At 36.6% G+C, this 13,332-nt stretch carries 15 protein-coding genes; 11 read left to right on the top strand and 4 right to left on the bottom strand.

Annotated features, from left to right (window positions below; translation table 11 throughout):
- Nucleotides 1–530 precede the first annotated feature (530 nt).
- From I6F65_RS01780 to I6F65_RS01755, 6 genes are all read left to right on the top strand, one after another.
- On the top strand, nt 531–929 hold the full coding sequence (locus tag I6F65_RS01780; RefSeq protein ID WP_024613037.1) for a type IV pilin protein: 399 nt from the start codon (nt 531–533) through the stop codon (nt 927–929).
- Nucleotides 920–1,372: a GspH/FimT family pseudopilin gene (locus I6F65_RS01775; RefSeq protein WP_197111234.1), complete on the top strand. Its 453-nt coding sequence runs from the start codon at nt 920–922 to the stop codon at nt 1,370–1,372. The genes I6F65_RS01780 and I6F65_RS01775 overlap by 10 nt, the downstream gene beginning before the upstream one ends.
- Nucleotides 1,366–1,776 carry a prepilin-type N-terminal cleavage/methylation domain-containing protein gene (locus I6F65_RS01770; RefSeq protein ID WP_197111232.1) on the top strand — a complete coding sequence of 137 codons (411 nt, stop codon included), beginning with the start codon at nt 1,366–1,368 and terminating at the stop codon, nt 1,774–1,776. The genes I6F65_RS01775 and I6F65_RS01770 overlap by 7 nt, the downstream gene beginning before the upstream one ends.
- Nucleotides 1,773–1,973: a PilW family protein gene (locus I6F65_RS21685; RefSeq protein ID WP_231613077.1), complete on the top strand. Its 201-nt coding sequence runs from the start codon at nt 1,773–1,775 to the stop codon at nt 1,971–1,973. Before I6F65_RS01770 ends, I6F65_RS21685 begins: the two co-directional genes overlap by 4 nt.
- Before the next feature lie 312 nt (nt 1,974–2,285).
- On the top strand, nt 2,286–4,199 hold the full coding sequence (locus I6F65_RS01760; protein ID WP_197111230.1) for a PilX N-terminal domain-containing pilus assembly protein: 1,914 nt from the start codon (nt 2,286–2,288) through the stop codon (nt 4,197–4,199).
- Nucleotides 4,200–4,518: 319 nt separating this feature from the next.
- Complete coding sequence (locus I6F65_RS01755; protein ID WP_197111228.1) at nt 4,519–4,824, top strand: hypothetical protein; 306 nt, start codon at nt 4,519–4,521, stop codon at nt 4,822–4,824.
- Nucleotides 4,825–4,875: 51 nt separating this feature from the next.
- Here I6F65_RS01755 and I6F65_RS01750 read toward each other — a convergent pair whose 3' ends face one another.
- Nucleotides 4,876–5,355, bottom strand: coding sequence for a hypothetical protein (locus I6F65_RS01750; RefSeq protein WP_166113410.1), 480 nt, complete (start codon nt 5,353–5,355; stop codon nt 4,876–4,878).
- Between the two features lie 300 nt (nt 5,356–5,655).
- Nucleotides 5,656–6,603 (bottom strand): LysR family transcriptional regulator, encoded by a 948-nt coding sequence (locus tag I6F65_RS01745; RefSeq protein ID WP_197111226.1) that lies wholly within the window; start codon nt 6,601–6,603, stop codon nt 5,656–5,658.
- Nucleotides 6,604–6,720: 117 nt separating this feature from the next.
- On the opposite strand from I6F65_RS01745, the gene aceK reads away from it, so the two are divergent.
- From aceK to I6F65_RS01725, 4 genes are all read left to right on the top strand, one after another.
- Entirely contained in the window at nt 6,721–8,493 is a 1,773-nt protein-coding gene (aceK, locus tag I6F65_RS01740) for a bifunctional isocitrate dehydrogenase kinase/phosphatase (protein ID WP_197111224.1), read from the top strand.
- 64 nt (nt 8,494–8,557) lie between these two features.
- Entirely contained in the window at nt 8,558–9,520 is a 963-nt protein-coding gene (locus I6F65_RS01735; protein ID WP_024609638.1) for a zinc-binding dehydrogenase, read from the top strand.
- Nucleotides 9,521–9,624: 104 nt separating this feature from the next.
- Nucleotides 9,625–9,876 carry a DUF2999 family protein gene (locus tag I6F65_RS01730; protein WP_008131476.1) on the top strand — a complete coding sequence of 84 codons (252 nt, stop codon included), beginning with the start codon at nt 9,625–9,627 and terminating at the stop codon, nt 9,874–9,876.
- Between the two features lie 124 nt (nt 9,877–10,000).
- Nucleotides 10,001–10,993 carry a hypothetical protein gene (locus I6F65_RS01725; protein WP_197111222.1) on the top strand — a complete coding sequence of 331 codons (993 nt, stop codon included), beginning with the start codon at nt 10,001–10,003 and terminating at the stop codon, nt 10,991–10,993.
- A 92-nt stretch (nt 10,994–11,085) separates the two neighbouring features.
- On the opposite strand, the gene I6F65_RS01720 is transcribed toward I6F65_RS01725, so the two are convergent.
- Nucleotides 11,086–11,586, bottom strand: coding sequence for a fasciclin domain-containing protein (locus I6F65_RS01720; RefSeq protein ID WP_197111220.1), 501 nt, complete (start codon nt 11,584–11,586; stop codon nt 11,086–11,088).
- A gap of 184 nt (nt 11,587–11,770) precedes the next feature.
- On the opposite strand from I6F65_RS01720, the gene lepB reads away from it, so the two are divergent.
- Nucleotides 11,771–12,421: a signal peptidase I gene (lepB, locus tag I6F65_RS01715; RefSeq protein WP_197111218.1), complete on the top strand. Its 651-nt coding sequence runs from the start codon at nt 11,771–11,773 to the stop codon at nt 12,419–12,421.
- A gap of 234 nt (nt 12,422–12,655) precedes the next feature.
- Here the strand turns inward: lepB and I6F65_RS01710 are convergent, their stop codons facing one another.
- Nucleotides 12,656–13,303, bottom strand: coding sequence for a bifunctional 4-hydroxy-2-oxoglutarate aldolase/2-dehydro-3-deoxy-phosphogluconate aldolase (locus I6F65_RS01710; protein ID WP_197111216.1), 648 nt, complete (start codon nt 13,301–13,303; stop codon nt 12,656–12,658).
- Nucleotides 13,304–13,332 lie beyond the last annotated feature (29 nt).

Here is a 13,332-nt window from a genome sequence, read left to right as displayed (position 1 = left end):
TTTCAAAAAAGAAAGGCTCCTGTAGCTGATTTAGTTGATTAATTAACTTTACTAACAAGACAAAAATAACATAAGGGTGGATTTGTTTCTAGTCGGCAATAATTATAACCATAAATATTAAACCAGATTTATATAAAACTCTTGGTTTTGGTGGTTGAGCAAAAATGGAATTATATATTAGAAAATAATTTAAAATTATATATAGTGAATATTTAATTATTGTCAAAGAGCTTTGATTGTTAATTTTTATGGGTTATTTGACTTTTTCATTAGCACTTATGACTAGGCTAAATTTAAATACTTTATTATTTTAAGCACTTATCTAACGCACTGTTTTAGTGCGTTTTTTAGTTTCACTGAGTTAAATTAGTGCATTGTTAAAACTACTCGTACGTTCCTAAATATCCGAACTTTTATATTATTGACAATACATAGTTTAGCACTATCATATCTATCAAGATGAACGTTGGCTTACTTTTTGCTTTGCGTAAAAATCAAACATACTTGTTATAAATGATGGAATTAAATAATTGGATACGCAGCGGTTAAAAAAATGTTTTGGTTTTACTCTTATTGAATTAATGATAGTGATTGCAATTATTGGAATTTTATATGCAATTGCTCTTCCAAGTTATACGAGTTACATACAGCAAAGTAGAAGAGCTGATGTGCAACAGGTTTTATTACAGCAAACAGCTGTTTTAGAAAGGCAATACACCCGAGTTGGTGGTTACCCAGATACTTTTACTTTTCCTGCTTCAGACTACTACTCATATACATATACAACCGATGCAACAACCGGCGCTTCAAATGGGTCAGAGTTTACGATAGAAGTTTCACCCAAAGGTGCACAAAGTGGTGACGAGTGTGGCAAGCTATCTGTAAATCAAAGTGGTACCAAGTCTGCGGATAAATCCCAGTGTTGGTAAAAAAAAGCCTTGGTTTTACTTTACTCGAAGTTTTAATCACGATGACCATCATTGGTATTTTAACTGCTGTTGCGGCTCCTTCGTTTATTACTTTTATAAAGCGGGATAGATTAGTTACAAATTCGAATCAACTGCATAGCGTTTTTAAATTTGCACGCAGTGAAGCAATTAAAAGAAATCAAAAAGTTTCCGTTAAAACATCAAACAATCAATGGCAAGTACAAACTGCTATTAATTCAACGCAAACCACGTTAAATATTTTTGAAGTTACACATAGCAGTATTTCAGTCGATCTAAAAGATATTGATATTTCAAGTGCTGGTGAATTAGACCAAATGTACCAAATATTGGTGAGTGATAGCGATAGTACAACCACCGACTTTACATTATGCGTTTTACAAAGTGGACAAAGTTGGTTAGTTGAGGCTCCTGAAACATGCTAAAAAATTATAGTAAGGGGTTTTCTCTTTTAGAAGTTATGGTTGCATTAATTGTTGCGACTATAGCTTTATTAGGATTAGCATCAGGTCAATTAAAGTCATTGCAATATATTACAAACAGCTTTAATTATACGGTGTCTATTATTGAAGCTAATAATGTTTTAGAACGCATTTGGCCTCACTTATGTGAGCTGCAACAAACTAACCCTAGTTTGTACAATGATGCCGATTTTATAAATTATTTATCTCCACAAATAGATGCATACACACTTACCTTACCAGCTAATTTTTCAAATGACTTACCGGTTGAAATAACATGGCAAGATAAACGTTTGACTGATAATTTAGAGAGCCGCGTTGTAATTACAGGAAGTTTTCCAACACTGCCTGCTGGGTGCACACCATGAAACATTTAATAAATAAACACAGTGGTTTTACTTTAATAGAGCTTATGGTTGCGCTTGCTGCAGGGATGTTTTTACTCAGTGGTGTTAGCTTGGCTTATTCTTCAATTAATAGCAGTACCAGCACTGCAAAAGATTTAGAGAATGCGCTCGATGTTATTCGCTTTAGCAGCAAAATATTTACGCGAAGTTTAAAATAAACCAGCTCAATTCCTACTTATAGCAATAATATTTTAAGTGTTGAGCAAGAGTCGGGTGTACTTGCTTGTACAGGTTCAATAATTAATGCGCCATTCACTGAAAACTATAGTCACGAAGACGACTCATTATTTTGTGATGTAGGGAACGGCAAAGTCAAAATATTAAAAGGTGTTAATACAATTAGCTATGCAATTGATAATAATATAGTGAGCGTTTTTGTTGAGCCTACAAACTTACCAAGCCAATTTAATAACCGCTTAGTTATCGATATATCTTTATCGCAAATAGTAATGAATAAGGCGTTTCAATAAATGAAAAACACATCCGGTTTCACGCTTGTCACGGTACTTATTTTAACGTCTATGGCATCAATTGTCGTACTGAGCACTCTTAGAGATAGTGTTATTCAAGAAAGGTTGAGTGGTAATTTTCAAAAAAAATTAAACGCAAGGTTAATGTCCGAAAAGGGTGTGTTTTCAAGTATGGAAAAACTTGAAGCAGGAATGCTCGCAGACCCAACCATAAATATTAGCGATTTAATTGCCAAAAATAGCCAAGTTTCAGGTACGGGTTCGCTTGAATCAAGCCTATACAATGCAACTATTGAAGTTGATAGTAATGGCGATGTATTAATTTCTAGTGAAGGCACTCGCTTTGAAGGTGAGGATCAAATGCAAGCCATATTTGAGTTTGTTGCTGGTGGTGGTGGAACCACAGGTGCCTCTGTTTTTTCTAGAGGAATTACAGGCTGTTCTGGTGTTGCAGTTACGGGGAGTGGCTTAATTGATAGCTATGATTCGTCTTTAGGGGATTACAACGACACATTAGATGATGGTAGTCAAAACACATCAGAACAGTCTTTCGTTAGTACAGTAAACGATACAGGCGATATTATTCTCAATGGTAGCGGGACAATTGAAGGCGATGTTTTATCGTCTAATAATTTATCAATTACGCAAGGTGCAGACGTTACCGGTAATATCCATAGTAATGGTAATTTAATACTCTCTGGTGGTGTGGTTGTAGGTGGTGATGCATCAGCGTATTTAAGCTTTTCACAAAGCAGCGGTACTGTTTCTGGTAGTATTTCAGCAAACCAATCTATATCAATACAGCAAACGCCAGTTGGTGGAGATGTGAGTTCATCAGGTTCTATTTCAATTACGGGTAATACAATTCAGGGAACCGTTAGTTCATATGATTTAATAGCTTTTAACCAAACAATAATACGTAATGGTGTTTACACATCAGGTAATTATGAGCAAACAGGTGGAAGTGTTTTTGGTGGTGTGCGTGTTCAAGGTAATGTGAACCTCAAGCAGTATGGCAGCACTATCGATGGTAAAGATTTAAGATACGCAGGAAATGGAACGTTTCAGGACGATACACAAGAGTATGCTTTTTCACCTTATAAAGTATCAAGTACAGAAATATCAATACCAACTATTGAGCCTGTTGAAAAAATAACCCCAGAGAGTGAAAATAATAGAGGGTTAACTACGTGTGACCCACTTGATATTGCAACAGCTATTGACGATGTATCTATTAATACAGCAAGCCCTGATCTTTATATAAATAATAACAGTAGCGCAGGCGATTTACTCGAATTAGAAACGAGCGTAGCTAACTTTTTAGTCGATTTTGGTAGCACTCCAGATGGAGATATTAACGCTCAATCGGCGACTTTTCTTGATTCAGCAACGCAAATTTTTTATTTTGATGATGTGACAATTAAAGGACGAATGCAGGTAAAAGAAAATTACAATGCGGTGATGTTTGTAGATGGCGACTTTACAATGAGTGGTGCAAGTTCGCTAACTATTCCAGATAACAGCAGCTTAACTATTATCATAAAAGGTAAGTTTAAAATAGGAAGTGGTGCACAAGTTTACACCCCCGACAATGGCATTACAGACGAAGGTCGACCTGTTTTTAGTATTTATAGCTCATATACAGGGAGTAGCTCAGGTGTTGAAGTTTCAGGTGGCACACGAGAGCTTTATGCTGTTATATATGCACCTTATACCGAAGTTAAAATTACCTCAGGTGTTGGCTTTAAAGGCTCTATTTTAGGAGATGTAGTGACCGTTAATGGCGCTGGTGGTGTGCATTACGACACCGCATTAAATGAAGCGAGCTTTGGTGGTTCTTCAGGCTCTGGTGGCACTGCAAGTAAATTAGTGTTTAAAGGCTGGCGTTTTACCCCTGTTGAAGAATCTGAATAATCAAAGCATACAGTGATAACCGGCACATAAATATTTAAATTCTTTCATGTACTATTTATAGCTATCAAATCATAAAATGGATTGATAGCTATAGTTTTAATCTAAAAAATTGCCGCATATGGTGCAATTTAAAGGTTTTAAATAATATTATTTAAAACCAAAATTGTTTAGGTATAACCTCTCTACTTTTTCATCCCCATTCCTATATTTTTGATACTTAATAAATTACCCTTGGCTAGATGGTTATAAATAGCTTTAATTTATTGGTATTTACTGCACTTATGTCACTAAATTATTACTAAATTAAATTTTGTAAAATATGGTTAGCTTAAATCGTGAATACGCACCAGGATACATTTTGTATGCACTGTCTAACGCGCCAGATAAGGTTGAATTATTATTAGTATCGGCAAGGGAGAACCGATATTTATGGATCGAACGCAGCGCCAATACCGAGTTTTTCTCATATGCTATTCATGTTGAGCAAGAGCAAGCATTTACACGCTTTTTTACTGAAGTAACAACTGATCATATTAGATACAAGACTTTGCAATCTATTCCTATGGCAATAATACCAGAGCAATATATAGAAAAATTCATGCAATGGATTACTACCTTAGGTTAAAAAGGTATGCGCGCCAGAACTTTTTCTAAACTCGCATTACCTGCAAACCAATTATTTCTCAATGCCTTTTACATTGGGATCTGCAAGAGAGCTATTGTCTGGCAATGGTTCTTCTGGGTGAGACAACAAAGCCAGTTCTTTTAATTTTAGCGTTAATAATTTTTCTTCATCGCAGGTAGAGCGAGCAGTGTTTAACATACCAAAATCAAGTAGGTTACGAGTGGAAACACTTGGTTTAATTTTTTGCACTAGATCAACAAATGCTAATAGAGTTGTTTCCTCATTAGGCTCTTCATCGTAAACGAGATCACAATCAAGATCGAAATCTGAGATAACTTCAAACACAAAAGCAAAAGGCCAAATTTCAATTCCATGTTTACGGCTTGAACTACGAAGGTTACGAGGAGTTTGGCGTAAAACTTTTTTGCAAGCTGTACAAGCTGCTTTTTCGGCTTTAAGTGGGGTCAATGGATAATAAGCTAAGTGTTGGCAAAACTCACACTTGACTGGGAAGGGGTCTATATACTGCATCTATAGTTACATCCTTGTTATGATAAATTTAATACCTGATGGCCAGCATATATTTTATAGGTCAAAAAGTGCGAACCACAAACGCTAAGGTCTAAAAAGAACTTGCAAGATTAATTAGGCATTTGAATATACTTTAAAGTAACAGGTACAAACAGTCTAAAATGAAGTAAATTTAAACCCAGAAAAAAGAAGAAATGCAGCTGCATAAAATTTAACTTGATGCGACAATTAGTTTGAAAAAATCCGAAACCTAGTCCTGAAGAAATAGTAAATGCTCATGCCCACCATATTGTATTTAATTTATCTATCGGCAATCGTTTTAGCAAACTCTAATAATGCACGTCTGAGCCATTGATGCGCAGGTGTGTGGTGAAGCAGTGGGCTCCATATCATTTTCACTTCAATAGGGACTATTTGAAATGGTACAGGGCTGATTACTAAATCAGTATGAGAGGTTAATAACTTAGCTTGCCTGCGCGGTAGGGTGGCAATAAGTTGCTCTGATTGGCAAAGCAGGCTTGCAACCATGTAGTGGCGAGTAAAAACACGTATTTTACGCGTTTGTTCTAGTTGCCAAAGCGCCTCGTCTACCCAGCCTAATTTTTGCTTGCCTGATTTATTAGTAACAGCGGCCTCCGGCCCCCAACCTGCACGGTTTACCCAAATATGTTCTTTTTGTAAGTAGTCGTCTAACCCTGATTGTTGTAAAAATGTATTTTTAGGATGGGTTAAACAACAGTAATTATCGCGCCAAACACTGGCTTGATGAAACGAGCGTGGCAAACCATTAAAGCGATTTATTGCTAAATCTATAGTGCCTTTTTCCATGTCTTGTAGGTTTACGTCGCTTGGGCTTAATACATCAAAATTAATACCGGGGTTTTTACTAAGCTGCGCGGTTATAAAAGGGGCTATTAAGGTCGACTCTATGTAGTCGTTTGCCATTATTCTAAACGTAACTTCTGCGGTTGTAGGGTTAAACTGCTCACTAGGCTGCGTAATAGCTTCAGCCATTTTTAATAGGGCTTCAACTTCGGGCTTTAACACAAGTGCCTTTGCCGTTGGCGTCATAGAGCCTGCGGCACGCACAAGTAGCGGATCGTCAAATAAATCGCGCAAACGTTTTAATGCGTTACTCATAGCTGGTTGCGTAAGTGCAAGTTTATTTGCAGCTTTTGAAACACTTTTTTCATCGATGAGTACATTTAAGTAAACTAACAAGTTGAGGTCGACGTTTCTTATATTCATTAGATCAATGCTATTTATATACTTTATTAATTATCTAAATTAAAGCCTGCTTGCTAAGGTGTAAACCATTAATAAAAAATAACCGCCATAACTGGCATCAATATAAGTGCTGTATTTATGCAAAATAGGCTAACAAATCAATCTAATAATGCGCTACAACACGTAGTAGCCAGTAAGCTTGCACGATCTGTTTTTGCTGGATTTGAGGCGATGTTTTCGCAATTTTTAAATATTACACTGGGTGCACAAAGCCGGTTTGAGCAACGACAGTATCACAGTGTACAAAGTGCTATGCGTGAACGTTTACAAGTGTATGAGCGCGAAGTAAAAAATGTGAGTGAAGCCCTGAGAGTTATTGCTTACGCTGAACTTACTTGCCCGCAAACGTGGCAATTAGCTAAAAACATTTACGGCGATATGGTACAAAATCACGAAAATAAACCTATTGCGCATACCTTTTTTAACTCAACGTTTGGCGCAATTTGGGACGATAAAAAAATTCGTACTGTGCATTTATTTGTATTAAAAGCAAAGTATCGTAGTGAGCCACGCTCTTATGAAAGCTTAGTTAGCAGGGTATCGCTACATAATGGGTTTAATAACGCCGTTAAAACGCTTATTACTAATCAAGTGTTTAGAGTGCCATTTAGTAATTTAGAACCCGATGTAGCCACATTACAAAGTACGTTAATGCAAGGCGCTCAGCAGCAATGCAAACAGGTGTACGAACTTATAAATTTAAACGATGGGTATATTGAATACGCCAATTCATTATTTTTTCGAAACAAAGCCTGTTATTTAATAGGGCGCTGCATTGCTAAAAATGGCGACAATATGCCTTTTGCTATCGCTATTTTAAATACCGATGAGGGACTAAAGCTTGATGCTGTAATGATGGGCGCCGATCAATTAAGTTTATTATTTGGTTTTGCACGCACCTATTTTATGGTTGATACCGATAAGCCCGCTCGTTATGTAGATTACTTAAGTGTGTTAATGCCACATAAACAACGCTTTGAGTTATTTAACGCCATTGGTTTTATAAAGCACGCCAAAACTGAGTTTTATCGACACAAGGTCGATACGACTAAAAATAGTCCAGCCAACTTTAAGTATGTCACAGCACCAGGGACGCCAGGTATGGTAATGCTGGTATTTACTATTGAAGGGCTAGATTACGTTTATAAAGTAATTAAAGACAAATTTAGTGCGCCAAAAACAGCCACCAAAGCACAAGTAATAGACAAGTATAACTTTGTAAAACAAGCCGATAGGGTTGGTCGTTTGGTAGATACGCACGAGTTTAGATATTTAGCGTTTGATTTAAGCCGTTTTAGCGATGAATTGCTTGAGCAGATGAAAAACCAAATTGGTAGCAGTATGGTTATATCGGGTAAGGCACTTATTTTAAAGCACGTTTATGTTGAGCGTAAAATGACCCCGCTTAATTTATACATTAACCAATGCGATAACAAAAACTTAGAGCGAGTAATGGTTGATTACGGTAAAGCAATTAAAGAGTTAGCCGGTGCTAATATATTTCCAGGCGACATGCTAATGAAAAACTTTGGCGTAACGCGATGGGGGCGAGTGGTGTTTTACGACTTTGACGAAATTTGCCCGCTTACCGATTGTAACTTTAGAGATGTGCCGCACACAGATAATGCACTTGAAGAGCTAAGTAGTAACTCGTATTTTGATATAGCTGAAAATGATATATTTCCGAGCCAATTTAAGGTGTTTTTTAGTGCCAATGATATTGCGTTTAACTATTTTAATAATGAGCACAGTAACTTGTTTTTAGCGACATTTTGGCAAGAGTGTCAGCAACAAGTAAAAGCCGGTTATTTACCTGATGTTTACCCTTATAAACAAAGTTGGCGTTTTTGAGGTTGTTTGAATCTGTGTTCATCCCCATCTATATGTTATTACAGTTTTTAAACTTGGAGCAACAATGAAATATATTTCTCATGAAGATGGTAATCTTGCATTTAGTGAAACCGAAAAGCCGGTTTTAAAGAGCCACGAAGTACTTGTTAAAGTTGCAGCAATAGGTGTAAACCGTGCAGACAGCATGCAGCGCCAAGGTAAATACCCGGCCCCAGCGGGAGATAGCCCTATTTTAGGTTTAGAATGTGCCGGTGTTGTTAGCGATATTGGCGGTAAAGTTGATAGAGTTTGGCTTAATAAACGTGTTTTTGCTTTGTGTGCTGGTGGCGCTTACAGTGAATATGTAGCCGTTGATGCAAAACAGCTAATGGAATTACCCGATGATGTAACAATGGCTGAAGGCGCTGCAATAAGCGAAGTGTATTTAACAGCATTTGGCGCGTTATTTGAGCTTGGTAAATTACAAAAAGGGCAAACAGCGCTCATTCATGCAGGTGCTAGTGGTGTGGGCGGTGCAGCAATTCAAATGGCTAAAAGCGCAGGTGCTACCGTGGTTATTACTGCAGGTACGGATGAAAAATGCCAACACGCAAAAGAACTCGGTGCCGATCATGCAATTAACTACAAAACCACCGACTTTGTAGAATATATGAAAGCAAATGACTTAACAGCAAATGCAATTGTAGATCCTGTTTCGGGGAGTTACTTAAATAAAAATGCCGCTATTGCAGCGATGGATTGCCAAATTGTGATGCTTGCATTTTTAGATGGACGTTTTGCAGAAGTTGATTTTGCCGCGCTTTTACGCAAACGTATTTCGTTTCATGCCTCAACGCTTAGAAATCGCAGCATTGAGTTTAAACGCCAGGTGCGCGACGACTTTGTAGCGCGTTTTTACAATGATATTGCCACTAAAAAGTACGACTTTAACCTGTATAAAACATTGGCTTGGAGCGACGCAAACGAAGCTCATGCTATTTTAGAGCGAAATGAAAACGCAGGAAAAGTGATTTTACTTGTAGAATAACCATGAGATATAACACTGAGACGTGTGTTGACGTTGTTAATGCATGGCTCAGCTAATATAATTTAGTAAATATAAAATACGTACAAAAACACACAAGGTTAAAAATGAACCCAATTATTGCAATTTTAAAAGAGCACAACGTAAGCGACGAAAAAGTAAAAGCATTGTTTGAAGCGTTTACTCAAAACCCAATGATGGCAATGGCGCTTGTTCAAGAGCTTGGCATTCCGCCAGAAAAGCTACAGCAACTAATGGCAGTGGTGATGACGCAACCACACTTGATTAAAGAAGCAACCGACGAACTTGGTTTAGATTTTGAAAAAGTGAAAGAAGCGAAAGAAAAACTAAATCAGTAATTATTTTGTAATCACTGCGTTTAAATAAAGGCAGTGGTTATAATTATTTGTTTAAATTTATGCGTAAAATAAAAAAGTATATAGATTTTGAAATACGTATAAATCCATTATGCAAGGATGCAAAATGAAGAGCACACACTACTTAATATTTATATTCGTCTTATTTTCCACTACCGCTTTTTGTAAAACAGATTACCAAATTAAGGGTTTTTCAGAAAAATACACTGGGCTAATTAGTATTGAAGAGGGTAACAAGGATGAAGTGTTTAATAATGGAAGTATTTCTATTATTGAAGCGAGTACAGGAAAAAGTATAATTACTATTTATGCTGAAGGCTTAACTTTAGACATTGATACCACTGCAAAAACAATCCCTTTACAACTACCATACGATAAGCAAAGGTTTTTTATAGCGCAAGATTTCAATTTTGACAATATTACCGATTTTGCGATCAGAGATGGGCGCAATAGTTGTTACGGCGGCCCTTCTTATCAAGTATACCTGCAAACCGAAAGAGGTTTAAAGCACAGTGAAGAATTTACTCAATTAGCACAAAACTATTGTGGTATGTTTGATATAGATTACAAAACACAAACAATACATACGTCGACTAAAAGCGGTTGCTGTGAGCATGAGTATTCAACGTTTAAAGTAGATAAAAATAAACCAGTTGTAATGGAAATTGTTAAAAGCGATTTTATTATAAACTCTGTGTTAGAGAGGCATATAAAAAAAACAAGAATTGAAAACCAAATGCTCGAAAGAGAGTACAACACATTACGTGATGATTTGGATCTTACTTTAATTTACTCTTTAACGTTTAAGGGTGGCAAAACGATGGAACTATTTCATTTGAAAGCCGACGAGGAATATTTGGTATATATTTTTAAAAACAAGAGTGAAGAAATTGAGCTAGCGTATTCCGGTAAGTTTATTTTTAATAAAAATGAACAAACACTCACTTTTACTAAACATAAAACAATGTATCAAATACATAACGATGGAATTACAGTTAAATTACCTAAAAGAACAGCAAACCTTAAAGCTGACGCTATTAATAATACTGCGTTATCTAGTGTGTTAGAAATAGCTTTCAGTAATTTAGAAATAAAATAAGCATAGTCGTTTATGGTAATTCAATAATTTTATTCGTATTTAAGTTAACTTAAATACGAATAAAAAAACAACTATGCTCTTTGTTATTTAAATTATTCTTTAGGTAATAGCACTTTGTCAATCACGTGAATTACGCCGTTACTTGCTTCTACATCAGCTTTAATAACGTTTGCATCGTTAATCATCACGGCCATATCACTAGACTTGACCATAACTGATTGGCCTTGTAGTGTTTTCGCACTATCTACCTTCATTACATCAGCAGCCATCACTTTGCCCGACACTACGTGGTAAGTTAATACCGCCGTTAGCTTATCTTTGTTTTCTGGCTTGAGTAGCATTTCTACAGTGCCTTCAGGCAGTTTTGAAAATGCAGCGTCTGTTGGTGCAAAAATAGTAAATGGTCCTTTACCTTGTAGCGTTTCAACTAAACCTGCTGCTTTAACAGCGGCAACAAGAGTAGTGAACGAACCATTTTCAACGGCTACTTCAACAACATCTTTTTTCATACCATGATGATCAGCATAAGCCTCCGTAGTAAATCCAAGGCTTGCTGTTGTAAACAATAATGCAGTAGTAATTTTCTTAAACATTTTATTTTCCTTTAAGTTAATACCCGTTGGTTTCATTAAATGTTACGGCGCTTTAAATTTAATCGATCAATTAAAATTAAGTAGTAAACATGTTTTGTTACATCCTTAATTGAACTGCTGCTTATTAGTAAAGTCATATAAACACTTACTCAATTAAAGACTTGTTAAATTAAAGGGATTAGGCATGAAACCAGTTTATAATTTTTGGAAAAACAATCGTTCTCTCATCGTATTTATTGCACTAATGAGCGTATTTAGAAGCGCTGTTGCCGACTGGTACGAAGTGCCTACAGGCTCAATGAAACCGACTATTCAAGAGGGTGATAGGATTCTTACTGATAAAATGGCTTACGACTTACGTATTCCTTTTACGCATATACCGCTTTTTAAATTAAGTGATCCGAAAACTGGCGATATCATCGTATTTGACTCACAGGCAGCCGATAATCGTTTAATTAAGCGTGTAATTGGTTTGCCAGGAGATACCGTGGCGCTTGAAAATAATGAGCTCGTTATTAATGGTAAAAAGCTTAACTATGCAGATCAGCGCAGCAACATAGACTCACTTGATAAAATTGAAGATTTAAACGGATTAGAGCATTCGATAAGAGTGGCGAATATTCCTTCGCGCTTATCGGGGTTTGACGAAATAACAATTCCTGATGATTATTATTTAGCAATGGGCGATAACCGAGATAATAGTGCAGACTCTCGTGTAATAGGTTTAATTCCGCGTGATGAGCTATTGGGAAAAGCAGAGCGCGTTATAGTATCGCTTGATTACGATAACTATTACTTACCAAGAAAAGATCGTGTATTGAAAAAGCTGAATTAAAAAGAATGTTTAGGGCCTGTTGACCTTTCAGGATTAAAATTCGTTCAATTTAGGGGCGATTTAATCGCGGCGTGAGGTTTGTAACATAGTGGGCTCGATAACCGCTCCTGCGTTATTCTACTGACTTACATCCATGTAAGAATAAGTAAAAATCGGGCAAAGTTTCCGCATCCAGTTGCAAATTCAACCTCGAAAGATAAACAGGTCCTAATTCTATAGTTAAAGTATAACTGTCTATTTAGGCAGTTTACTTATATAGCTTTTTACAAGCTTAGTAAGATCACTGCGTTCTTGTTCTGTGTTGACTATTTTACAAAAATCACCACTTACTGCCGCGCCGCAAGCACCTGCGTCAAACCACTGAGATATATTATCCAAAGTAATACCACCAACAGGCATTAATTGTGCTTCTGAAAATGGGCCAGTTAATGCTTTAAAGTAACCAACGCCCATACTGCCAGCAGGAAATACTTTAATAATGTCAGCGTTATACTCAATTGCATTTGCAACATCGGTAGGTGTTAATGCGCCCATAAGTACAGGTAAACCATGCTTGTGAGCAAGATCTACAACGGCTTTATTTGTGTTAGGAGTTACAATAAACTGCGCGCCGGCATCAATTGCTTGCTGAGCAAGAGTGATATTTATTATTGTACCTGCGCCGATAAGTGCATTTTTATGAGCTGCGCGTGCTTTTGTTATTTCTTGCTCAAAGCCAGGCGTGTTTGAAGTGATTTCGAGTGCGTTTATGCCTGCATTAACTAAGCAATCAATTAATGGAGCTACATCGCTTTGTTGTTTTAAGCGTAAGATTGCGAGTAACTTATATTGCTTGATTAGCGCACTGGTATTTAGTCTTTGGGTATCAAGGTTGTTGGTCATGGTTGTTGATCTAAAAAATATTTTAATAC

Source organism: Pseudoalteromonas sp. SWXJZ94C, from assembly GCF_015864385.1.
Classification (GTDB): domain Bacteria; phylum Pseudomonadota; class Gammaproteobacteria; order Enterobacterales; family Alteromonadaceae; genus Pseudoalteromonas.
Note: the sequence above shows the minus strand (reverse complement) of the source record. Positions and strands in the feature narration are given on the sequence as shown.

Excerpts from the sequence above, each read along its gene's own strand:
- I6F65_RS01770 (WP_197111232.1), top strand. The coding sequence starts at position 1,366 with ATGCTAAAAAATTATAGTAAGGGGTTTTCTCTTTTAGAAGTTATGGTT.
- I6F65_RS21685 (WP_231613077.1), top strand. The coding sequence starts at position 1,773 with ATGAAACATTTAATAAATAAACACAGTGGTTTTACTTTAATAGAGCTT.
- I6F65_RS01760 (WP_197111230.1), top strand. The coding sequence starts at position 2,286 with ATGAAAAACACATCCGGTTTCACGCTTGTCACGGTACTTATTTTAACG.
- I6F65_RS01755 (WP_197111228.1), top strand. The coding sequence starts at position 4,519 with ATGGTTAGCTTAAATCGTGAATACGCACCAGGATACATTTTGTATGCA.
- I6F65_RS01750 (WP_166113410.1), bottom strand. The coding sequence starts at position 5,355 with ATGCAGTATATAGACCCCTTCCCAGTCAAGTGTGAGTTTTGCCAACAC.
- I6F65_RS01745 (WP_197111226.1), bottom strand. The coding sequence starts at position 6,603 with ATGAATATAAGAAACGTCGACCTCAACTTGTTAGTTTACTTAAATGTA.
- aceK (WP_197111224.1), top strand. The coding sequence starts at position 6,721 with ATGCAAAATAGGCTAACAAATCAATCTAATAATGCGCTACAACACGTA.
- I6F65_RS01735 (WP_024609638.1), top strand. The coding sequence starts at position 8,558 with ATGAAATATATTTCTCATGAAGATGGTAATCTTGCATTTAGTGAAACC.
- I6F65_RS01730 (WP_008131476.1), top strand. The coding sequence starts at position 9,625 with ATGAACCCAATTATTGCAATTTTAAAAGAGCACAACGTAAGCGACGAA.
- I6F65_RS01725 (WP_197111222.1), top strand. The coding sequence starts at position 10,001 with ATGAAGAGCACACACTACTTAATATTTATATTCGTCTTATTTTCCACT.
- I6F65_RS01720 (WP_197111220.1), bottom strand. The coding sequence starts at position 11,586 with ATGTTTAAGAAAATTACTACTGCATTATTGTTTACAACAGCAAGCCTT.
- lepB (WP_197111218.1), top strand. The coding sequence starts at position 11,771 with ATGAAACCAGTTTATAATTTTTGGAAAAACAATCGTTCTCTCATCGTA.
- I6F65_RS01710 (WP_197111216.1), bottom strand. The coding sequence starts at position 13,303 with ATGACCAACAACCTTGATACCCAAAGACTAAATACCAGTGCGCTAATC.